Below are 19,888 nucleotides of genomic sequence, written 5' to 3'. Positions count from 1 at the left end.
GCAAAAGACGGTCGATGCTGCAAACACAGCAAAGAACACGGCTGCAAGAATTCCAATCTCCATGAGCTTGTACTCCTTTTTTCACAAGGCTAACGCGCAATGCTTGAAGAAGTTTCATTTGACGACGGGCTGGCTGCCTACAACTTCGCCTATCTTGACGAACAGACCAAGCGAATGATCCGCCGGGCGATTCTCAAGGCCATCGCCATTCCCGGTTATCAGGTTCCCTTCGCTTCCCGCGAAATGCCCATGCCCTATGGCTGGGGCACCGGCGGTGTGCAGGTAACCGCCTCCATTCTCGGCCCAGACGATGTGCTGAAGGTTATCGACCAGGGCGCGGACGACACGACCAATGCGGTTTCCATCCGCGCCTTTTTCCAGAAGGTAGCGAATGTTGCCGTTACCACCCGCACCAAGGATGCGACCATCATCCAGACGCGGCATCGCATTCCCGAAGAGGAACTGCATTCGGGTCAGGTCCTCGTCTATCAGGTTCCCATTCCCGAGCCCTTGCGCTTCCTCGAACCGCGCGAGACCGAAACGCGTGTCATGCACGCGCTGGAGGAATACGGCCTGATGCACGTCAAGCTTTACGAGGATATCGCCCGCAACGGACGCATCTCCACCACCTATGCCTATCCGGTGAAGGTGGCCGGGCGTTACGTGATGGATCCGTCGCCTACCCCGAAATTCGACAATCCGAAAATGCATCTCTCGGACGCCCTGCAACTCTTCGGTGCAGGACGCGAAAAGCGCATCTATGCCGTGCCGCCCTATACCGACGTCGTCAGCCTCGATTTCGAAGACCATCCCTTCGAAATCCAGCGCTTCGACAAGCCCTGCGCGCTGTGCGGTGCGGAGAATGTCTATCTGGACGAGGTGGTGCTTGATGATAAGGGCGGGCGGATGTTCGTCTGCTCCGATACCGACCATTGCGAGGACCGCCGCGCCCATGGCCACAAGGGCCACCTGCTGGCGGATGTGAAGGAGGCCGCAGAATGAGCGACGCACCGCTTCTGAAAGTCCGGGACGTTTCCAAATATTACGGTGACCGCGCCGGTTGCCGCAATGTCTCCTTCGAGCTTTACCCGGGCGAGGTGCTTGCCATCGTCGGCGAATCCGGTTCCGGCAAGACCACGCTTCTCAACTGCATTTCCACCCGGCTGATGCCGACGGCGGGCAGTGTGGAGTATCGCATGCGCGACGGTTCGGTACGTGACCTCTATCATATGGGCGAGGCCGAACGGCGTTTCCTGATGCGGACCGACTGGGGTTTCGTGCACCAGAACCCGGCGGACGGGCTGCGCATGGCGGTTTCGGCCGGCGCCAATGTCGGCGAGCGGCTGATGGCCGTCGGTAACCGGCATTACGGCAATATCCGGCAATCGGCCAGCGAATGGCTGGAACGGGTGGAAATCGGCACCGACCGCATCGACGACCAACCACGCGCCTTTTCCGGCGGCATGCGACAGCGCCTGCAGATCGCCCGCAACCTCGTCACCTCGCCGCGCCTCGTCTTCATGGACGAACCGACCGGCGGCCTCGATGTTTCCGTGCAGGCGCGCCTGCTCGATCTGGTCCGCGGTCTCGTCAACGATCTCGGTCTCGCCGTCGTCGTCGTCACCCATGATCTTGCGGTGGCGCGGCTGCTTTCCCATCGCATGATGGTGATGAAGGGCGGCGACGTCATCGAACATGGTCTGACCGACCGGGTGCTGGACGATCCGCGCGAGCCCTACACGCAATTGCTTGTTTCCTCTATTCTGCAGGTTTGATGCCATGCCGACGCCTCTTATCGTTTCGGAAGTCTTCAAAAGCTTCACCATGCATCTTCGCGACGGTATCGAATTGCCCGTTGTGCGCGATGTCAATTTCTCCGTTTGCGGCGGCGAATGTGTCGTGCTCGGGGGGGCCTCCGGCATCGGCAAAAGCTCGATCCTGAAAATGCTCTATGGCAACTATGCCATCGACAGCGGGCAGATTCTTGTTCGTCATGAGGGCCAGGTCGTCGATATCGGCAACGCCTCGCCGCGCACGATCCTCGATATCCGCCACCGCACCATCGGTTATGTCAGCCAGTTCCTGCGCACCGTGCCGCGTGTCGCTGCCATAGATGTCGTCGCCGAACCGCTTCTGGCGCGCAAGGTTGCCGCCGATGAAGCCCGCGAACACGCAGCCATGCTGCTTTCGAAGCTCAACCTGCCACGGGAACTATGGTCGCTTCCGCCCGCAACCTTCTCGGGCGGCGAGCAGCAGCGCGTGAATATCGCCCGCGGCTTCATCACCGACCATGCGATTCTGCTTCTGGACGAGCCGACGGCCTCGCTGGACGCCCTCAACCGGCGTGTCGTCGTCGATATGATCGTCGAGAAAAAACAGAAGGGCACGGCACTGCTCGGCATTTTCCATGACGAGGAGGTGCGGGAGGCCGTGGCCGACCGCATTCTGGACGTCTCACAGTTTTCTCCCAGGAAAGCAGCGGCATGAGCGTCAAGGTGGGTCTGGAACCGGTCATCCATGAGACCGCCCGTGTCAGCAACTCCGCGATCGGCCGTTATACCGAAATTTCGGAACGCTGCCGCATCGAGGAAGTCGAGATGGGCGACTACTCCTATGTCATGCAGGATGGTGCGATCTGGTGCGCTACCATCGGCAAATTCGTCAACATCGCCGCCTCCGTCCGCATCAATGCCACCAATCACCCGATGCAGCGGGCGACGCTGCATCACTTCACCTATCGTGCCAACAACTATTGGGACGATGCGGAGGATGAGACGGACTTCTTTGCCGCCCGCCGCGCCAAGCGCGTCGTCATCGGCCATGATGTATGGATCGGCCATGGTGCGACGATCCTGCCCGGCGTCACTGTGGGAAACGGCGCTGTGATCGGGGCGGGTGCAGTCGTCTCAAAAGATGTCGCGCCCTATACCATCGTCGGCGGCGTGCCCGCCCGGCTGATTAGGGAGCGCTTCCCGGCGGAACTGGGCCGGCAAATGGATAATCTGAAGTGGTGGGACTGGGATCACGCGGCATTGCGCGTCGCTCTCGACGATTTCCGCAATCTGGACGCCGAGGTTTTCGTCGCGAAATATGGCGGATGAAATCTCCTGCTGCCGAACACCTGCAAATCCCGGGGTACCCCCGGGATTTTTGTTTATGCGATCAAAAAAGACACGCGGATTTGAACGGTCTCAAGATTCCTCCCGAAAGCTTTGTCGGCGAACCCCTGGGCGTCGTATCTGCGAATTCTGTAATATTTTATTCATCAAACTGACATCCACACTTCACGCACCGCTGTTACGCCGAACCCCGTCAAAAAGAAGATTGGACGGGGAAATGAGCTTTCACCTGAAGCAAGTCACGCGCCGTTTCGGCAATCACACTGCGGTCGATTCCGTGAATGTCGAAATTCCGCAGGGCCAGATGGTCGGCGTTATCGGACGCTCGGGTGCGGGAAAATCGACGCTGCTGCGCATGATCAACCGCCTCGTCGATCCGTCCTCGGGTTCCATCCATTTCAACGACACGGAAGTTTCGGCGCTGAAGGGTGCTGCGCTTCGTAGCTGGCAGCGCGACTGCGCCATGATTTTCCAGCAGTTTAATCTGGTGCCGCGTCTCGATGTGCTCACCAATGTCATGCTCGGCCGCCTCAACCACCGCTCGACGGCGCTCAGCCTGTTCAACATCTTTACCAATGACGAGCGCCTGATGGCGATCGCCGCCCTGGAAAGGCTTGGCATCGAACATGTGGCCATGCAGGCGGCCGGCACGCTTTCCGGCGGTCAGCAGCAGCGCGTCGCCATCGCCCGCGCCCTTATGCAGTCTCCGAAGATGGTTCTGGCCGACGAGCCTATCGCTTCCCTCGACCCGCTGAACGCCAAGATCGTGATGGACGCGCTGCGCGACATCAACGAACGCGAAGGCATCACGGTCATCACCAACCTGCATACGCTGGATACGGCACGCAATTATTGCGAACGCATCATCGGCATGTCTGAGGGCCGCGTCGTCTTCGACGGAACGCCGGCAGAGCTGACGGCTGCGGCCGTCACGGAGATTTACGGAACCGATTCTCAAGGGTCCGGCATCGACGAGACCATGACCTCGACCAGCATCAATATTCCCGGCGCGCAGCTTCCCGCGCGTCCGGTGCAGCAATCTGCCGGCCCCGAACCGCTCGCTCTCGCCGGGCTCTGAGGAACCGCTCAGCATCGTTTGCGCCCGCGTCAAGGGCCGATACTTCACAACAAACTCCGGCTCGCCGGGAAACAGGAGAAAGTCCATGTTGAAGAAAGTCCTTCTTTCGGCAGTCGCGCTTGGCGTTCTGGCCGGTTCCGCCATGGCTCAGGACGTCAAGGTTCTGCGCATCGGTCTCGACGGCTCCGAAAACGAAGCCGACCAGATCCGCAACACCAAGTGCGTTGCCGATGGCCTGAAGGCCGCGACCGGCGTTGCCGAAGTTCAGGTTTTCCCGTCGCCGGACTATAACGGCGTCATCCAGGGTCTTCTCGGCGGCACCATCGACATCGCTTCCATGGGCGCGTCCTCCTACGCCAAGATCGCTCTTGCCGATCCGAAGGCCGTCGATCCGATCCTGACCACGGCCGGCGCTGACGGTTCGACCGGTTATTACACGATCATGGTTGCCCGCAAGGACAGCGGTATCAAGACGCTGGCTGACGCCAAGGGCAAGAAGATCGGCTTTGCCGACCCTGACTCCACCTCCGGCTTCCTCGTTCCGAACGTGGCTATCCCGAAGGAAACCGGTGTTCCGGTCAAGGAATACTTCTCCGAAACCGGCTTCGGCGGCGGCCATGAGAACCTCGTTCTCGCCGTTCTCGACAAGAAGTTCGATGTCGGCACCACCTTCGGTTCGGGAGTCGGCAAGTGGGAAGAAGGCTACACCGCCGGCAACCTCTACCAGATGGTCAAGAAGGGCAACCTCGACATGGACGATATCGTCGAAGTCTGGAAGTCGCCCCTGATCCCGAACGGCCCGCTGATGGTTACGAACAAGCTCGGCGACGCGATGAAGCAGAAGGTCGAAGACTTCTTCATGGAACTGCCGAAGAAGGACCTCGCCTGCTTCCAGGGTTTCACCCAGGGCAAGAACACCGCCTACATCAAGGTCGATCCGTCCTTCTACCAGACGATCATCGACGCCCGTAAGTCCGTTATCGGCGGCTGATCTGCGATCATACCCGGAAGCGGCGGTGCCTTGCGGCGCCGCCGCTTTTGCCAATAAAGGAAAAGCGGCATGGCGACCACACTGCATCATGGCACCCTCTCCTCCAAGGGATTGAGCGCATCGTCCCAGACGGTCATGCGTCATTATCAACAGCAGCTTGCGACAAGACGGATCTATACCGTTATTTCGCTTGTGATCTTCCTCGTCATCCTCGCCGCTTCCCTGAATTTTGCCAACGCGGCCAATTCTGGTAAATTCTTCGAGCGCCTGCCCTATTTCTTCGACTTCATGAAAACCTTCGTGCCGGACAGCCCGCTTGAAATTTTCCGGGCGATGTTCGACCTGCCGTCGCCCTATGCGGACGGTTCGCTGAAATATAATTACGTTGCGGATCGTGTTTACATCACTGACAGCTTCTACATCCCGCATTTCATCTATCAGCTGATCATCACGCTCAACATCGCGATGGTTTCGACAATCATCGGCACCAGTTTTGCCTTCGTGCTGTGCTTTTTTGCCTCCACAAATCTCGTCGGTGCCGGCCTCGTGCGCTGGGTGGTGCGCCGGGTCATGGAAGTCCTGCGCGCCTTTCCGGAAATCGTCGTCGCCGGGTTGCTCACCGCCATCCTGTCGATCGGCCCGATCGCCGCGATCATCGCGATTTCAGTCCACACGATCGGCGCTCTGGGCAAGCTGTTCTTCGAAGTGGTGGAAAATGCCGACATGAAGCCGGATGAAGGCTTGCGCGCCGCCGGCGCCAACTGGCTGGAACGAGTGCGCTTCGCCATCGTGCCGCAAGTTCTGCCCAATTTCGTCTCTTACGCGCTGCTGCGCGCCGAAATCAACGTGCGCGCCTCCACCATCATCGGTGCCGTGGGCGGCGGCGGTATCGGCGAGGTCTTCCGCCTGTCGATCGGTAACGATCATGCGTCGAAGACCTATGCCATCATCATCCTTCTGCTGATCACCATCATCGCCGTCGACCAGTTTTCCGGCTGGCTGCGCCGCAGGCTGATCGGTCATCAATCCTTCGAATTCGGACGGGGAGCGGCCTGATGTCGTCCAGCTTCATTCTCAACACCGCCGACCGCGAGAGATTGACGGCCGCGCATCCGCACGTGTTCAATCGCGGTTTCATGCAGCGATATGGTCTGCTCGTCGGCCTTCTCGCCGTCACCGTCTATCTCATCGGCTGCTTTTTCTTCTTCAATGTCGGCCCGGCCTTCATGCAGGGCCGGTGGGATCGTGCCTCGAGCTATATTCAGGACTGGTATTCCTGGCGTGCCCAGCCGCGCCTGCGTTTCGAAGACGGCAAGGTTGAGCCGCAATGGTCCAGCCGCGGGCAATATCCGGTCGATGCAAAGATCGACTGGCTGCAGCCCCTGCCGGGTGGCGGCTACAGCGTCGTTTATGCGGGCATGGAAAACCGCCTCGACGTGACCCCGACCCGGGTGGATGTCTATGTCGACGGCAAGAATTATCCCGTCATCATCAATGGAGAACAGGCCCGGGCATCCGACGACGTGCCGCAGGAAATCCAGCAGGACGGCAACAAGGTTCTCGTGCATTTTGGTTTTGCCGGACAGGCGGAAATCCGCACCAGTCAGGTCTATGTCCAGCGTCGGTTCCTCGGATGGGCGAATTTCCTGTTCGACACCAAATCGGAATTCTGGGGCAAGGGCTATGGCGAACTCGCCGCTCTCGCGCTGTGGGGAGAAAGGCTCGATCCCGAGCGCTCCAATATCGGCCACATGGTGGATGATTTCCTCGACAACAGCGTCTGGCAACATGCCGATATTCTTTCCAAGCTGATGCAGACGCTGGTCATGGCCTTTGTGGGCACGCTGTTCGGCACGCTCGTCGCCCTGCCGCTCGCCTTCATCGCCGCGCGCAACATCACCGCCAACAAGGCTGCGAACTGGGGCATGAAGCGGCTATTCGACTTCCTGCGTTCCATCGACATGCTGATCTGGGCGCTGTTCTTCACCCGCAGCTTCGGCCCCGGACCGATCCCCGGCATTGCCGCGATCTTCTTTACCGACACCGGAGCGCTCGGCAAGGTCTATGCCGAGGCGCTGGAAAATGTCGACGACAAGCAGCGCGAGGGTGTCAAATCTGTTGGCGCTTCCCCGATTGCGGTCAACCGCTTCGGTGTGCTGCCGCAGGTCCTGCCGGTCTTCATTTCGCAGTCACTCTATTTCTGGGAAAGCAATACCCGCTCCGCCACCATCATCGGCGCGGTGGGCGCGGGCGGCATCGGTCTGAAACTGCTGGAAGCGATGGGCACCAATGCCGACTGGGACAAGGTCGCCTATATGGTCCTGCTTATCCTCCTCGTCGTTTTCCTGTTCGACCACATCTCCAATTCGCTGCGTTCACGCCTGATCGGCAAAACACAACACTAGGTCTGAGGGAATGAAATGGCGAACGTCGTAACGATGTTCGTCATCTTCGCCAGACACTCGCGCTGTCCCGATTTATGCCGGCCCCATCCCGTCATCATGTCCGCCTGTGTCTTCAGCACATTCGGAAGGGTTACCGCATTTCCAATGCGCTTTTTTCCTTCGGCATCATCATTCTGTCACGGAAACCAATTACCTCGCACTCCTGACCTTGCGGGAAGCTGGCGAGTCACGCCAAATAGCTTCTCATCCCTGGTCTCCCATGACACTGAAGAGTGCTTGCCGTGCGCTATGCCATCTATTTTTCTCCGGCTAAAGATCACCCGCTGACTGAGGCAGCGTCACGCTGGCTGGGCCGCAACGCATTTTCCGGCACGCTGCATGACGACCACGACGACTATGCCGAGATCACGGAGGAGCCGCGCCGTTACGGTTTCCACGCGACCCTGAAGGCTCCTTTCGAGCTTGCCGAAAAATACAGCGAAGCGGAGCTGCTCACGGCCTTCGAAGATTTCGCGGCCAGCCAGTCCACCTTCGAAATTCCACGTGTCATCGTCGGTGCGCTCGGGCCCTTTTTCGCACTGGTCCCGGACCGCACCTATCAGCCACTGCAGGATTTTGCCGCCGAGATCGTCGATCATTTCGACCGGTTTCGCGCGCCTCTGTCGGAGACCGATATTGCCCGTCGGCGGCCACAGATGCTGACGGAGAGCCAGCGGCAGAATCTGTCGCTCTGGGGTTATCCGCATGTCATGGATGATTTCCGTTTTCATATGACACTGACCGGCCGCATCGACGAGAGCGAGCAGCCCGCCATGCACAAGGTGCTTTCGGCGCGGTTTTCCGAATTCACCGATCGACCTCTCAGCATTTCCGGCCTCGCCTTGTTCATTGAAGAAACGCGCGGGGCGCCCTTTACCGTTCATAGCTGGCACCCCCTTGGCCAGCCACCAAAGAAAGATGCGAACCCATGACCGAGCACGCCCTTTCCAATGCCCGTATCGTTCTGGAAGACGATATTATTCTGGGCTCTGTCCTGATCCGTGACGGCAAGATCGCCGATATCAGCGAAGGTGCTTCCAAAACCGGCGAAGACCTGGAAGGCGATTATTTGATCCCGGGTCTGGTGGAACTGCATACCGACCATCTTGAGCAGCATTATTCGCCGCGCCCCGGCGTGATCTGGGACAAGATCGCCGCCATTCAGGCCCATGACGCCCAGGTGGCCGCCTCCGGCATTACCACCGTATTCGACTGCCTGCGGCTCGGCTCGGATGAGGACGGCGGCTTCAAGAAGGGTGAAATGCGCGAAATGGCTGACGCCATCGAGGCCGCGGCAGATCAGAACCGCCTTCGTTCGGATCACCTGCTGCATCTGCGCTGTGAAGTCGCCTCCTCGGATGTGCTGGACCATTTCGAAGACTTCGAAACCGATCCGCGCGTGCGGCTGATTTCCCTGATGGACCACTCCCCGGGGCAGCGCCAGTTCCAGTCGATGGATCAATATATCTTCTACTACCAGAAGAAGCGTGGGCTGAGCGACGAGGCTTTCGCCGAGTTCGTGCGGCGTCGGCAGGCGGCGTCGGCGGAATATTCCGCCAAGCACCGCGATTATCTGGCCGCCCGCTGCGCCGAGCGCGGCATCACCGTCGCAAGCCATGACGACGCCACCGAAGCGCATGTCGGCGAGGCTATCGGCCACGGCGTGAAACTGGCGGAATTCCCCACCAGCGTCGAAGCCGCAAAAGCCTCGCACAGCGCCGGCATGAGCGTGCTGATGGGTGCGCCGAACATCGTTCGCGGCAAGTCCCACTCCGGCAACATCGCCGCCCGCGACCTCGCCGAGATCGGCGTGCTGGATGTTCTTTCTTCCGACTATGTGCCCTTCAGCCTGCTCTTCGCGCCATTCCTGCTCGCCGATCAGGTAGAAGCCATCAGCCTGCCGGAGGCGCTGCGCATGGTCACCGCCACCCCGGCGCGCACCGTCGGCCTTCTCGATCGCGGTCGTATCGCGACGGGATTGCGGGCCGATCTGGTCCGGGTTCACCGCGAGGATGGTGTGCCGGTCGCCCGTTCCGTCTGGCGTCAGGGCAAGCGCGTGGCATGACCGACGATGGGCAGGATAGCCGGCGCGCGGCATCGCCCGGCACGATGATCGTGATTGTCGGCCCGAGCGGGGCCGGCAAGGACACACTGATGGACTATGCCGCAGCGCGATTGTGCGGACGGCCGGGCTTTCACTTCACCCGCCGCGTCATTACCCGCAGCGGCGATGCGGGGGGTGAAAACCACGATGCCGTTTCGATGCACGAGTTCAACCGACTGGAAGATGCGGGCGCCTTCGCGGTGTCCTGGCAGGCGCATGGGCTGAAATATGGCATCCCGGCCGCGGTCTATCGTCACCTCAATGCGGGAGACGTGGTCATCGCCAACGGTTCGCGTTCCGCCCTGCCGCATTTCGGCACCGCCTTTTCCCGTCTCAAGGTCGTGAACATCGTCGCTCGGCCGGAGGTTTTGGCAATGCGCCTTGAGCAGCGCGGGCGGGAAAGCCGGGACGATATTCTCCGGCGGCTGGAACGCAGCTCGTTGACAGTCGCTGGAGACTTCGACGTCACGACCGTCGATAATAGCGGCGCTATCGAAGATGCCGGCAAAGCCATCATGCAGGTGCTCAAGCAAAGCGCAGACATCGGTCGCACTTAATATTCCGAAGCCGGGCTGCTCGACAAACGCTTTCTCAAGGCTTACCATCAGGCGACAATTTCCAAACATGGTACGCCAAGGCGAGGGATGCCCGAGAAAAGGGTCAGCGACGAGATAAGTGTGGTGGCCGGTCTGGCTGCCGGCGTCAGCAATTATGCCCGGTCACGGGGCATCGATATCGCACCGATCTGCAAGGCTCTGGACATTGATCCAGCCATATTCAGCAGCCTGACGGAACGCATAAGCCTCGATAGATTTTCCCGGCTGCTCGAAACCTGTGCACTGATTTCCGGCGACGACGTCTTCGGTCTGCAATGCGCCTCCACCTTTCCAGCGGGTGCATCCGGCGCGTTCGGATATGGGCTGATCAGCGCACCGACGGTAAGGGCGTTCCTGCGTTTTCTTCAGGACCATGTTTATTACGCCACCAATAACAGCAATTTCACCATGGTAACGGATGCCACGCAGGTAACCCTGTCATGGTCCTTCGCGCCGGTTATTGCCAAGCGCGATCAATATGTGGATTTGTCGCTCGCCGTCCTGATACAGCGTCTCCGCGATATTCTCGGAGATCGTATCAACCAGATCGAGATCGGTCTGGAGCGGCCGAAACCGAATAATATTCAGCTATTTAAAGAAAGAATGACCAGGCGCGTCAGTTTTTCCCAGCCGATCCATACCATGCGTCTGCCGGTACCGCTTCTCGATGTGGTCAATCCGAATGCGGATGAGCGGCTGTTCGAGCTGATGAACCTGCAATGCCGCATGTTGCGACCGGAAACATCGGCGGACGCGACCCATTTCATTGACCAGGTGAAGCGGTATATGCAGATGCGGCTCTCGGATGCCGAGCTTTCGCTCGGCGAGATCGCTCCCTATTTCAACCTGTCGGAACGGAGTTTTCAACGGCGGCTCGCAGAGCTCGGCACCAATCTCAACGAGATAAAGGATGCCATTCGCAAAAATGCCGGTTTCAAACTCCTCGTGGAAAGCGATCTTCCGGTATCCGACATCAGTTACAGGCTTGGCTATTCGACACCCGGTGCGTTTTCGCGTTCCGTTTCGCGCTGGTTCGGGGCAACACCGACCGACATTCGCAAGAAACACGCGCATCATTCCGCCGGATGATACATGTTGACGGCATCAATATTTCGAAATGATGTATTAAATTTGAGAAATATGTCGGCGCTCATCGCGTTGTGTGCCGAAACATAACAATAAAACGAAAAACTTGGCGCGAGATGTTATTCTCTCGGTGAGGCACATCGCCTATTAGAGCGCCGCATATCCTTCGGGGTGTGACGAAAACATTCCAGAGCTTTGAAGCTGCATTTCACGCCAGACCCATTTTGGTCTCTGGCAATATCGGTGTTGCAGTTCCCTTCAGTGCACAGAATAGAGCGTCCGCGTCAGGATCGGCTGGCTGCGAAAGCGGCCCTTATTGCATAATTACCAATGCCCGATGAAACCTATTGGCGAAATTAACGTTTCTGTTCGCGTATAGACAGAGCGGTAAACGAGCTGGTTTCGGGGAATGAATCATTGCCTGATCGTGCCCCGGGAAGGCCAATCTCTTTAAGGCTGAAAGAAAATGTCTTCAAACACGCCGCATGAACATCGCCAGACGCGTGAAATCATCCTTTCGGAGCGTGAGCGGCATTATCTGGGGCTGGTCGCGCGGGGCAAGCATCCGTCCCACGTCGCCCTGATAACCGGCGCGGACGAAGCGGACGTGAAGGATACTCTTGAAAGGGTGCGCCACAGATTGGGCGCCACCAATCTGCTGAATGCCGTCAGCATCGCCCTGCTGCGCGGCCTGATCGTGCAGGACGCATAATCGCCAACCTGATCATCCAAGCTTACGCGAAACGTCCCCTCCCGTAAGCTGAAAACCGAATGAGCGGCTTTCTGCGTCAAAATCCTTCCATATCAATGGCGGGATGGCGGACCAAAGCGGGCTGGACATGATGTCCGGCCCTATCGACGCAAATGCAAAGCATGCCATTTACGGTTTGCCCGGCGGGTCATAGTCGACCCGCCGGGTTTTTATTGTCGCATCAGAGCGATTTAATTTCGGTCAGAATATCGCTTTCGATCACGATGCCGCTTTCCAGCGCCTGCTTGCGAATCCCCTGGCTGCGGCGGCCGGGCAGACGCACATTTTCCTGCTTTTCTATCTCGCCGGCTATGAGCCCCAGCCGCTCGGTAAAGGCCGTACCGCCTGACGATACCGGGTCTATGGCGATGATCGTGTGGCCAAGAGAGGGTGGTGCTCCCTTGTCATCGAGAAGGGAAGATGCCTCGAATGCGAAGTTTCCGCCGGTAATCGCAGCGGCCATGATCTCCACCATCAATGCCAGCGCAGCGCCCTTGGCCTCGCCTGCGGGCACCATGGTTCCCTCTATGGCCTCTTCGGGATCGGTCGTCGGCCGGCCGTTTCGGTCGAGCGCCCAGTCGCCGGGGATGGTTTCACCCTTCTGGCGGGCCGCCATGATCTTTCCACGCGCGACCTTGGAGAGCGCGAGATCGATGACCAGCGGATCGGCGCCGCCGACGGGGGTGGCGAAAGCGATCGGATTGGTTCCATAAAGCGGTTTGCTGCCGCCCCAGGGCGCCATTGATGCTGGTGCGTTGGCGAACATGAGCGCGACAAAACCCATTTCGGCGAGGCGCTCGACGGTCAGCGCCATGACACCCGCATGATGGGAGCGGTGGATCGCCGCAAGCGCAATGCCCTGCTGCCGGACCATGTCCGGCAATTCCTCAAGGGCGCAATCGATCGCCGGATAGGCATAGCCGTGATTGGCGTCGACCGAGAGCACGCCCGGCTTCACGCGGGTCGCCACCGGACGCGCCTTGCCATCGACCTTTCCAACCCGCGCCTGCCGGACATACACGGGGATGCGGCGAAAACCGTGACCACCCTGGCCGGCCGCCTCGGAGGCGACGAGCGCCTTTGCCACCGAACGGGCGTTTTGCGGCAGAACGCCGTTGCGCTCAAAGATAGAGGATACGAGATCCTCCGCCTCTGCGATTGAGAATTTCATGATTTTCGTGGTTCCTGTTGGCTTGCATGCGGTGGGACGGATTGGTCCTACTTTGCGGTATACGGTCGCTGCAAATCAACATGGAAAATAAATCGGGCATCCCATCCTCTCCAGAGTCGGGACGCCCATATGCGGTCGGACTGCTTCACCCTACTTGAAAAGAATCGGCAGGGTAAAACTCGTATTTGCGCCTGGCGGCGGCGGCGAGACGGACGCTCTTTGTATGACGGCCAGAAGCTTCTGATCCATCGCCGAGTCACCGGTGGATGAAATAATCCTCGCACCGCCGACGGAACCACCGCTGTCTATCTTGAATGAAACCGTAATGGTCATCCCCGATTTTCCAGCCGAACGCACCAGTCGCCGCTGCATCGCCGAGCGCACTTTCGCACCCCAATCGGCATTTGACATGGACGAGGACGAGAAGGAGCCGGCATTGCTGCGCGATGCCGCCGTCCGGTCGGACTGCTGGGCTTCAGCCTTCGCCGTTTCGCGCAGTTCCGATGCCTGCTGCGGTTTGGGACGCTGGCGCTCGACCTTCTTTTTCTCTTCCGGCTCTTTCTTTTCCACCTTCTTTTCGACGGGCGGCGGCGGAGGACGCATGACGGGCAGAGGGACCTCGATATTTTCGAGTTCCGCCATCATCTGCTCCTGAACGGGATCGACCGGCTCCACGGGTTCGGGAATTTCCTGCGGTTCGACGATCTCCTCGACCGGCGGTTCAGGCCGCTGCACAGGCTCTGGCGGCGGCGGCGTTTCCGCAACCGGCTCCGGTGGCGGCGGCTCTTCCGGGGCGGCTTCCTCCACCGGTTCGCTGCTGTCGCTCTTCACCTCTTCTGCGTCCTCAACATCTTGCGCGGGCGTCGTTTCTTCGGTCTTTACGGCCTCCGGTATCGCCGCCATTTCGATCATGATCGCAGCAGGAGGCGGCCCGCCGGCTTCCTGCTCTTCGGGCTCCTGCATCAGATAATAGGCAAAACCAGCGTGAACGCCCAGCATGAGCAGCGCCGCGACGGACCACAGCGTTACTTCCCCGAGACGGGAATGCCGGGCCTGCGGGTAGCCGTTTTCAGTCATGGCGTGGTTCCCGGCGCTGCGGGTTGGCCAACGGCGGCCGGCTGCGATGCGGCAGCCGCGTTTTCCAGTCCTACGAGGGCGATCTTCAGATAACCGGCATCTCTCAGCAGGTTCATGATTTCCATGAAGTGGCCGTAATCGACCGCCTTGTCGGCCCGCAGGAAGATGCGCGTATCCTTCTTGCCGCCCGTCTGCCGGTCGATGGCGGCCGCCAGTGCTTCGCGGGCAACCGCATCATTGCCGAGATTGAGCGAGAGATCGTCCTTGACCGTCAGATAAAGCGGCTCCTCCGGGCGTTCCGCCGGCTTTGCGGTGGACGCCGGCAGATCGACATTCACATCGACGGTGGCGAGCGGTGCCGCCACCATGAAGATGATGAGCAGAACCAGCATCACGTCGATGAAGGGCGTGACATTGATCTCGTGGTTTTCGGAGAGATCGTCTCCGCTATTTTCGCGAATACCGCCAGCCATGGCCGATCACCGTCCTACCAGCGATACCGCGGGCTTGCTGGTGCTGCCCGGCGGAATACGGCGGAAATCGAGATCGCGGCTGACGAGGCGTTCCACACCGGCTGCGGCATCCGCCAGCAGATGGCGGTACCCGGTGATGGAGCGGGCGAAGACGTTGTAGATCACCACGGCCGGAATGGCGGCGACAAGGCCGATGGCGGTGGCGAGCAGCGCTTCGGCGATGCCCGGCGCGACGACGGCAAGATTGGTCGTCTGCGATTCCGAAATGCTGATGAAGGAGTTCATGATGCCCCAGACGGTGCCGAACAGACCGACGAAGGGAGCGGTGGAACCGATGGTCGCCAAAACGCCCGTTCCGCGTGACATGCGGCGACCCGCATGGGTTTCGATACGCGAAAGCGCCGACGAGACACGCTCCTTGATACCGCCGCCATCCGTATGTTCGACCACCGCATCGGAAAGCTGCATTTCGTGGGTTGCCATGCGCAGCATCAGTGCTGCCGGCCCGCCCTTCTTTTCGACGGCCTCGGTGGCCTCCGTCAGGGTTTTTGCCCTGCGAATGACCTTGAGCGTCGAGCCGGCGCGCACCCGCGCACCTGCAAGCTCGATAGACTTCGCGACCCAGACCGTCCACGTAACCAGAGATGCGAAGGCAAGACCGATCATGACACCCTTCACGACCCAGTCGGCCGCCATGAACATGCCCCAGGGAGAAAGGTTGTGCGGGATATCCGCACGATGTTCGGCGCTCGCGGGCTCGGTGCTGACAGGCTCTATCGGGGTCGCGGCTTCATTCGGCGCGGTCGTCTGGCCCGTCTGTGCGGGCTGCTCGGTCTGCGTCGGCTGCGGTGCCGGTGCGGTATTCGTCGCGGGCTGAGCCGGTGCAGGCTGGGCCGGTGCGGGCTGAGTTGACTGAGGCTGCGAGGGTGCGGTGGCGGCCGGCTGTTCCGGTGCAGTCGCGGAAGGCTGGACGGGCGCGGCGGCCGGAGCGCCCGGCGTTGCAGGAGCCGCCGGCTGTGCTGGCTGAACCGCTTCCGTTTGCGGTGCCGGCTGTATCTGGGTTTCCGGTGCCGTCTGAGCGAAAACCGCGCCGGCACTCAAGCCAGCACTCAAGCCAGCACTCAGGCCGGCCAGCAAGGTGACAGTCATGGCAAGGGAGAGATGCCTTGTCGTGTTTGCCTTGTTGAAGGATGCGGAAGAAGTTGAGGTCTCAGCTGACATAATTTTTATCCCGGATTTCCGTCGATGAACTCATCCGCAGATTGACCGGCTCCTTAAAACCGGGGTCATGAACGGATACCGTCGTGAAAGCTTGACGTTCCGATAATAAACCTGAGTTCTTTTGACAACTATTATATTGTCAAAAGACCACCCGTAAACTCTTCTTTACAAAAAATTGACCGATCGACGGCCTTCAGCTGTTTTGCGAGGGCGAAAACTGCGCAATGAGAGCATGCCGGTCACCGGGATAGGTGACACGGACACGGGTGATATAATCCGCCCCATGCCAGGTCCGCCGATCGATGACCAGACAGGCAGCGCCAGAAGCAATGCCGAGCGCGGCTGCATTTTTACGGTCGGCGGAAACGGCGCTGATACGATGTTCGGCCGCACTCCAGGGCACCATTTTCAGCAGCCATGTCCCCGGCCCGATCTGTGAAAAATCCGCGGCTTCCGCCTCCGGAACGGCGGTGACATTGACGATGCGCTCTTCAAGGCAAAAGGGAACGCCGCCGGCAAAGTGCGTGCAGGTGAGTTCCAGGACCGGGGCGTCGGCGGCAAGCGCCATGGCCGCGCCGTCTTCTTCCCCCGCAGGGCGCAGCCGTCGTTTGTCGAGACGGTAACCGTAGACCAGACCCAGCGCCTGCACCTCCCGCTCGATATCGTGGATTTCCAGAACGGCGGATTGCGCATGGGGCTGACGAACGAAGGTGCCGAGACGGCGGCGTCTTTCGATGAGTCCGCGCTGCACCAGTTCGCTGAGAGCCTTGTTCACCGTCATGCGTGAGCAGGCATATTGCCGGGTCATTTCGTGTTCGAAGGGAATACGATAACCCGGCGGCCATTCGCCCGACATGATGTGGCGCTCGACATCATTGCGGATGCGCTCGTGCAGCGATTTTTCCTGAAGATCGGCGCCTGTGCTCCTCATCCCGATGCTTTTATCCTCCCCTTTGCCGGATCAACTATCCATGGGCAGCGGCGGCAATCGCCTCGCTGCGGATTTCCTCCGTAAGCTTGGCGCGCAGCTCAGAAAATTCCGGGCTGGCCTTGACGGTGTAGTGACGCGGATGCGGCAGGTCGACCGGCGTGATCGACTTGATGCGACCCGGCCTTGCGGACATGGTCACCACACGCGACGCCATGAAGACCGCCTCCTCGATATCGTGTGTGACGAAAATGACCGTCTTCTGCTCCCGCTCCCAGATACCGAGCAGCAATTCCTGCATCAGCCCGCGCGTCTGGTTGTCGAGAGCGCCGAAAGGCTCGTCGAGCAGCAGGATTTTCGGGCCGTTCGCGAGGGCGCGGGCAATGGCCGTTCTCTGCTGCATGCCGCCGGAGAGCTGTTTCGGCCAATGGTTCTCGAAGCCGCGCAGGCCGACCTTGTCGATATAGCTATCGACAATCTCCCATTTTTCCTTCTCGGCAACGCCGCGTTCGCGCAGGCCGAAGGCGACATTTTCGCGGATCGTCAGCCAGGGAAACAGCGTATAGGACTGGAACACCATGCCGCGATCCGCCCCCGGCCCCGTCACCGCCCTACCGGACAGCAGCACTTCGCCCGTCGTCGGGCGGTCGAGACCGGCGATGATGCGCAGCAAGGTCGATTTTCCGCATCCCGACGGGCCGAGGATGGTGACGAAATCATTGCGGGGAATTTCCAGATCGGTGGGCTGGAGGGCCAGCGTCGGCTGCCCGCCCTGCACACCCGGAAAAGTGCGGCTGACGCCCTTGATAACGAGTTCGCTCATCAGGCAAGCCTCCAAGCGAAAAGCTTCCGGTTCAGCGATTTGAACGCAAAGTCCGAAATAAGACCGATAATGCCGATGACGATGATGCCGAAGATGATCTGCCCGGTCGCCATCAGCGCCTGGCTGTTGATAATCATATAACCGATGCCCGAGGAGGCGCCGATCAGTTCCGCGACAATGACATAGGTCCAGGCCCAGCCGAGAACGAGACGGAGGATTTCCGCAATATGGGGCGCATTGGCGGGAATGAGAACACGGCGAACAACGCCCCGGTCCTTCGCACCAAGCGTATAGGCCGCCTCCACCAGATCCCGTCTTGTGCCGGCGACAGCCACGGCCACCATCAGGATGATCTGGAACACCGCGCCGATGAAGATCACCAGCAGCTTCTGCATCTCGCCGATCCCGGCCCAGAGAATGAGGAGCGGCACGAAGGCGGAAGCCGGCAGATAGCGCGCGAAGGAGACGAAGGGCTCCAGCAGCGCCTCGACGGGCTTATAGGCCCCCATGGCGATGCCGACCGGCACGGCAACGAGCGATGCCAGCACGAAACCGCCGACCACGCGCCAGATCGTCATGCCGATATCGCTGGCAAAACCCTGATCGGTCAGCAGATAGATGCCGTCCTTCAGCATGGTGACGGGGTCGGCCAGAAAGGTCGGCGATACGAAACCGCCCAGCGTGGCAAAGCCCCAGGCGGAAAAAAACAGCACGAAGAACAGGATGCCGAGAGCAATTCTCGTGCTGTTCCTTATGGGTTGAAGAGGTTGCATCTGTCGCCTGTCCGGAAAACCGGCGCGGCACCTTCGCCGCGCCATCGGAGCGCCGTGCGCGTTTCGCGACGCACAATCGACGCACTCACCTGTCTTTGGCTGCAATATTCCCTGCAGGGAACGCGGCCGCCTTTTCTGTTACTTGATGAAGGACGTATCCGCGAGGGTCGAAAGATCGGGTTTCGACTTTATCACGCCGATTTCCAGCAGCAGGTCCGCCGATTTTTCCGAGAATGTCTTGAATTCACCCTCGAAAAACTTCTGGTTGGCGGCCTTGTCCTGCCATTCGAGGAACTTTGCCGAAGCGGCAAAGGCCTCGCCGGTCTGCTTCACATCCGCGCCCATCGTCGCATAGGACTTTTCGGGATCGGCCTTGATGAGCTCGAGCGCCTGGAAATAGCTGTCCGCCAGGGCTTTCGCCGCCTGCGGGTTGGCCTTCAGGAAATCCGGGGTGCAACCGAACGTATCCATGACGGCGGGATAATCCAGCGTCGTGGCGAGGATTTTGCCCTTATCGGGGGCGGCGCGGACAGTGGACAGATAGGGCTCATAGGTCATGGCCGCATCATTTTGACCGGCAACAAATGCCTGCGCGGCCGGTCCCGGCTCGAGGTTGACGACCTTGACGTCCTTCAGGGTGAGGCCGTTTTCCTTGAGGACCCAGGCAAGGAAGAAATAAGGGGAGGTGCCCGGCGCGGAAGCGGCAACCGTCTTGCCCTTCAGGTCCGCGACCTTGGCAACATCGCTGCGCACCGCAATGCCATCGGCGCCATGCGACTTGTCCATCTGGAAAATCTGGGTGGATTTCACGCCATTGGCATTCCACGCGATCCATGTTTCCACGGTGGTGGCGGCGCACTGGATGTCACCGGAAGCAAGGGCCAGATGGCGGCTCGCCTGCGGGATTTTCTTGATATCGACTTTCAGACCGTTCTTTTCGAAAATGCCGGCCTGTTTGGCGAGCGTCAGCGGTGCAAAACCGGTCCAGCCGGACATGCCAATCGTCACCGACGTCTCGGCATAGGCGGAAGCGGATGAAAAGAGCGCGGCGACTGTGGCGAGTACCCATGTTTTCTTCATGATCTGAACCCCTTTTGATTTATTTTTGTGCGATGCTGTTTATCGCTTTATTTGAGGCATGGTAGGCAGGGATTTTATATTTGTCTAGACAAAATAGAAGCTTCCGAAGGCCTCCGGAAAGATTGCAAATACACCACCCGGCATTCTAGACATAGGATAACACGGCCCCGCGC

At 59.8% G+C, this 19,888-nt stretch carries 21 protein-coding genes; 13 read left to right on the top strand and 8 right to left on the bottom strand.

Translation table 11 applies throughout. The features are described 5' to 3' along the window. Window positions 1-99: 99 nt before the first annotated feature. The 13 genes from ACQZ40_RS00405 to ACQZ40_RS00345 all read left to right on the top strand — a co-directional run bounded on the left by ACQZ40_RS00405 (window position 100) and on the right by ACQZ40_RS00345 (window position 12,130). Complete coding sequence (locus ACQZ40_RS00405) at window positions 100-1,002, top strand: alpha-D-ribose 1-methylphosphonate 5-phosphate C-P-lyase PhnJ (protein WP_065654731.1); 903 nt, start codon at window positions 100-102, stop codon at window positions 1,000-1,002. Beyond that, the gene (gene phnK, locus ACQZ40_RS00400) at window positions 999-1,775 is read left to right on the top strand and encodes a phosphonate C-P lyase system protein PhnK (RefSeq protein WP_003524419.1); all 777 of its coding nucleotides are present in this window, start codon (window positions 999-1,001) and stop codon (window positions 1,773-1,775) included. The genes ACQZ40_RS00405 and phnK overlap by 4 nt, the downstream gene beginning before the upstream one ends. A 4-nt stretch (window positions 1,776-1,779) precedes the next feature. After that, complete coding sequence (gene phnL / locus ACQZ40_RS00395; RefSeq protein ID WP_174035433.1) at window positions 1,780-2,487, top strand: phosphonate C-P lyase system protein PhnL; 708 nt, start codon at window positions 1,780-1,782, stop codon at window positions 2,485-2,487. Next, the gene (locus ACQZ40_RS00390) at window positions 2,484-3,101 is read left to right on the top strand and encodes a transferase hexapeptide repeat family protein (protein ID WP_433822110.1); all 618 of its coding nucleotides are present in this window, start codon (window positions 2,484-2,486) and stop codon (window positions 3,099-3,101) included. The genes phnL and ACQZ40_RS00390 overlap by 4 nt, the downstream gene beginning before the upstream one ends. A gap of 235 nt (window positions 3,102-3,336) precedes the next feature. Next, complete coding sequence (phnC, locus tag ACQZ40_RS00385; protein ID WP_448747166.1) at window positions 3,337-4,197, top strand: phosphonate ABC transporter ATP-binding protein; 861 nt, start codon at window positions 3,337-3,339, stop codon at window positions 4,195-4,197. Window positions 4,198-4,282: 85 nt separating this feature from the next. After that, window positions 4,283-5,188, top strand: coding sequence for a phosphonate ABC transporter substrate-binding protein (phnD, locus tag ACQZ40_RS00380; protein ID WP_078051428.1), 906 nt, complete (start codon window positions 4,283-4,285; stop codon window positions 5,186-5,188). A gap of 69 nt (window positions 5,189-5,257) precedes the next feature. Next, entirely contained in the window at window positions 5,258-6,244 is a 987-nt protein-coding gene (gene phnE, locus ACQZ40_RS00375) for a phosphonate ABC transporter, permease protein PhnE (protein ID WP_448747165.1), read from the top strand. Continuing rightward, window positions 6,244-7,593, top strand: a complete 1,350-nt coding sequence (gene phnE, locus ACQZ40_RS00370) for a phosphonate ABC transporter, permease protein PhnE (RefSeq protein WP_448747164.1) — start codon at window positions 6,244-6,246, stop codon at window positions 7,591-7,593. Before phnE (ACQZ40_RS00375) ends, phnE (ACQZ40_RS00370) begins: the two co-directional genes overlap by 1 nt. Window positions 7,594-7,865: 272 nt before the next feature. Next, complete coding sequence (locus ACQZ40_RS00365; RefSeq protein WP_174035429.1) at window positions 7,866-8,564, top strand: DUF1045 domain-containing protein; 699 nt, start codon at window positions 7,866-7,868, stop codon at window positions 8,562-8,564. Further along, complete coding sequence (locus tag ACQZ40_RS00360) at window positions 8,561-9,697, top strand: alpha-D-ribose 1-methylphosphonate 5-triphosphate diphosphatase (RefSeq protein WP_078051431.1); 1,137 nt, start codon at window positions 8,561-8,563, stop codon at window positions 9,695-9,697. Before ACQZ40_RS00365 ends, ACQZ40_RS00360 begins: the two co-directional genes overlap by 4 nt. Continuing rightward, a complete protein-coding gene (gene phnN / locus ACQZ40_RS00355; RefSeq protein ID WP_448747163.1) occupies window positions 9,694-10,293 on the top strand; it encodes a phosphonate metabolism protein/1,5-bisphosphokinase (PRPP-forming) PhnN in 600 nt (199 codons plus the stop codon). The genes ACQZ40_RS00360 and phnN overlap by 4 nt, the downstream gene beginning before the upstream one ends. A gap of 87 nt (window positions 10,294-10,380) precedes the next feature. Beyond that, the gene (locus tag ACQZ40_RS00350; protein ID WP_448747162.1) at window positions 10,381-11,421 is read left to right on the top strand and encodes an AraC family transcriptional regulator ligand-binding domain-containing protein; all 1,041 of its coding nucleotides are present in this window, start codon (window positions 10,381-10,383) and stop codon (window positions 11,419-11,421) included. 463 nt (window positions 11,422-11,884) lie between these two features. Further along, window positions 11,885-12,130, top strand: a complete 246-nt coding sequence (locus ACQZ40_RS00345; protein ID WP_065654739.1) for a helix-turn-helix domain-containing protein — start codon at window positions 11,885-11,887, stop codon at window positions 12,128-12,130. A gap of 220 nt (window positions 12,131-12,350) precedes the next feature. Here ACQZ40_RS00345 and ACQZ40_RS00340 read toward each other — a convergent pair whose 3' ends face one another. The 8 genes from ACQZ40_RS00340 to ACQZ40_RS00305 form a co-directional block, all read right to left on the bottom strand. Next, a complete protein-coding gene (locus ACQZ40_RS00340; RefSeq protein ID WP_271044780.1) occupies window positions 12,351-13,340 on the bottom strand; it encodes an Ldh family oxidoreductase in 990 nt (329 codons plus the stop codon). Between the two features lie 150 nt (window positions 13,341-13,490). Beyond that, window positions 13,491-14,417: an energy transducer TonB family protein gene (locus tag ACQZ40_RS00335; protein ID WP_448747161.1), complete on the bottom strand. Its 927-nt coding sequence runs from the start codon at window positions 14,415-14,417 to the stop codon at window positions 13,491-13,493. Then, window positions 14,414-14,890: a TonB system transport protein ExbD gene (exbD, locus tag ACQZ40_RS00330; RefSeq protein ID WP_065654742.1), complete on the bottom strand. Its 477-nt coding sequence runs from the start codon at window positions 14,888-14,890 to the stop codon at window positions 14,414-14,416. Before exbD ends, ACQZ40_RS00335 begins: the two co-directional genes overlap by 4 nt. Before the next feature lie 6 nt (window positions 14,891-14,896). Continuing rightward, complete coding sequence (gene exbB / locus ACQZ40_RS00325; RefSeq protein ID WP_448747160.1) at window positions 14,897-16,111, bottom strand: tonB-system energizer ExbB; 1,215 nt, start codon at window positions 16,109-16,111, stop codon at window positions 14,897-14,899. Window positions 16,112-16,304: 193 nt separating this feature from the next. Further along, a complete protein-coding gene (gene hutC, locus ACQZ40_RS00320) occupies window positions 16,305-17,042 on the bottom strand; it encodes a histidine utilization repressor (protein WP_448747159.1) in 738 nt (245 codons plus the stop codon). A gap of 34 nt (window positions 17,043-17,076) precedes the next feature. Beyond that, window positions 17,077-17,862, bottom strand: coding sequence for an ABC transporter ATP-binding protein (locus ACQZ40_RS00315; protein ID WP_020809178.1), 786 nt, complete (start codon window positions 17,860-17,862; stop codon window positions 17,077-17,079). Further along, window positions 17,862-18,635 (bottom strand): ABC transporter permease, encoded by a 774-nt coding sequence (locus ACQZ40_RS00310; protein ID WP_271044779.1) that lies wholly within the window; start codon window positions 18,633-18,635, stop codon window positions 17,862-17,864. The genes ACQZ40_RS00315 and ACQZ40_RS00310 overlap by 1 nt, the downstream gene beginning before the upstream one ends. Window positions 18,636-18,773: 138 nt before the next feature. Then, window positions 18,774-19,715, bottom strand: a complete 942-nt coding sequence (locus ACQZ40_RS00305; RefSeq protein WP_448747158.1) for an ABC transporter substrate-binding protein — start codon at window positions 19,713-19,715, stop codon at window positions 18,774-18,776. Between the last annotated feature and the right edge of the window lie 173 nt (window positions 19,716-19,888).

It is taken from the genome of Agrobacterium sp. 16-172Ci, from assembly GCF_053522725.1.
This window is presented reverse-complemented; position numbering and strand designations above follow the sequence as displayed.

Coding starts and splice junctions, on each gene's coding strand:
- hutC (WP_448747159.1), bottom strand. CDS start 17,042: ATGAGGAGCACAGGCGCCGATCTTCAGGAAAAATCGCTGCACGAGCGC.
- ACQZ40_RS00305 (WP_448747158.1), bottom strand. CDS start 19,715: ATGAAGAAAACATGGGTACTCGCCACAGTCGCCGCGCTCTTTTCATCC.
- ACQZ40_RS00405 (WP_065654731.1), top strand. CDS start 100: ATGCTTGAAGAAGTTTCATTTGACGACGGGCTGGCTGCCTACAACTTC.
- ACQZ40_RS00345 (WP_065654739.1), top strand. CDS start 11,885: ATGTCTTCAAACACGCCGCATGAACATCGCCAGACGCGTGAAATCATC.
- exbB (WP_448747160.1), bottom strand. CDS start 16,111: ATGTCAGCTGAGACCTCAACTTCTTCCGCATCCTTCAACAAGGCAAAC.
- ACQZ40_RS00340 (WP_271044780.1), bottom strand. CDS start 13,340: ATGAAATTCTCAATCGCAGAGGCGGAGGATCTCGTATCCTCTATCTTT.
- ACQZ40_RS00350 (WP_448747162.1), top strand. CDS start 10,381: ATGCCCGAGAAAAGGGTCAGCGACGAGATAAGTGTGGTGGCCGGTCTG.
- phnE (WP_448747164.1), top strand. CDS start 6,244: ATGTCGTCCAGCTTCATTCTCAACACCGCCGACCGCGAGAGATTGACG.
- phnC (WP_448747166.1), top strand. CDS start 3,337: ATGAGCTTTCACCTGAAGCAAGTCACGCGCCGTTTCGGCAATCACACT.
- phnK (WP_003524419.1), top strand. CDS start 999: ATGAGCGACGCACCGCTTCTGAAAGTCCGGGACGTTTCCAAATATTAC.
- phnE (WP_448747165.1), top strand. CDS start 5,258: ATGGCGACCACACTGCATCATGGCACCCTCTCCTCCAAGGGATTGAGC.
- phnD (WP_078051428.1), top strand. CDS start 4,283: ATGTTGAAGAAAGTCCTTCTTTCGGCAGTCGCGCTTGGCGTTCTGGCC.
- ACQZ40_RS00310 (WP_271044779.1), bottom strand. CDS start 18,635: ATGCAACCTCTTCAACCCATAAGGAACAGCACGAGAATTGCTCTCGGC.
- phnL (WP_174035433.1), top strand. CDS start 1,780: ATGCCGACGCCTCTTATCGTTTCGGAAGTCTTCAAAAGCTTCACCATG.
- phnN (WP_448747163.1), top strand. CDS start 9,694: ATGACCGACGATGGGCAGGATAGCCGGCGCGCGGCATCGCCCGGCACG.
- exbD (WP_065654742.1), bottom strand. CDS start 14,890: ATGGCTGGCGGTATTCGCGAAAATAGCGGAGACGATCTCTCCGAAAAC.
- ACQZ40_RS00390 (WP_433822110.1), top strand. CDS start 2,484: ATGAGCGTCAAGGTGGGTCTGGAACCGGTCATCCATGAGACCGCCCGT.
- ACQZ40_RS00315 (WP_020809178.1), bottom strand. CDS start 17,862: ATGAGCGAACTCGTTATCAAGGGCGTCAGCCGCACTTTTCCGGGTGTG.
- ACQZ40_RS00360 (WP_078051431.1), top strand. CDS start 8,561: ATGACCGAGCACGCCCTTTCCAATGCCCGTATCGTTCTGGAAGACGAT.
- ACQZ40_RS00335 (WP_448747161.1), bottom strand. CDS start 14,417: ATGACTGAAAACGGCTACCCGCAGGCCCGGCATTCCCGTCTCGGGGAA.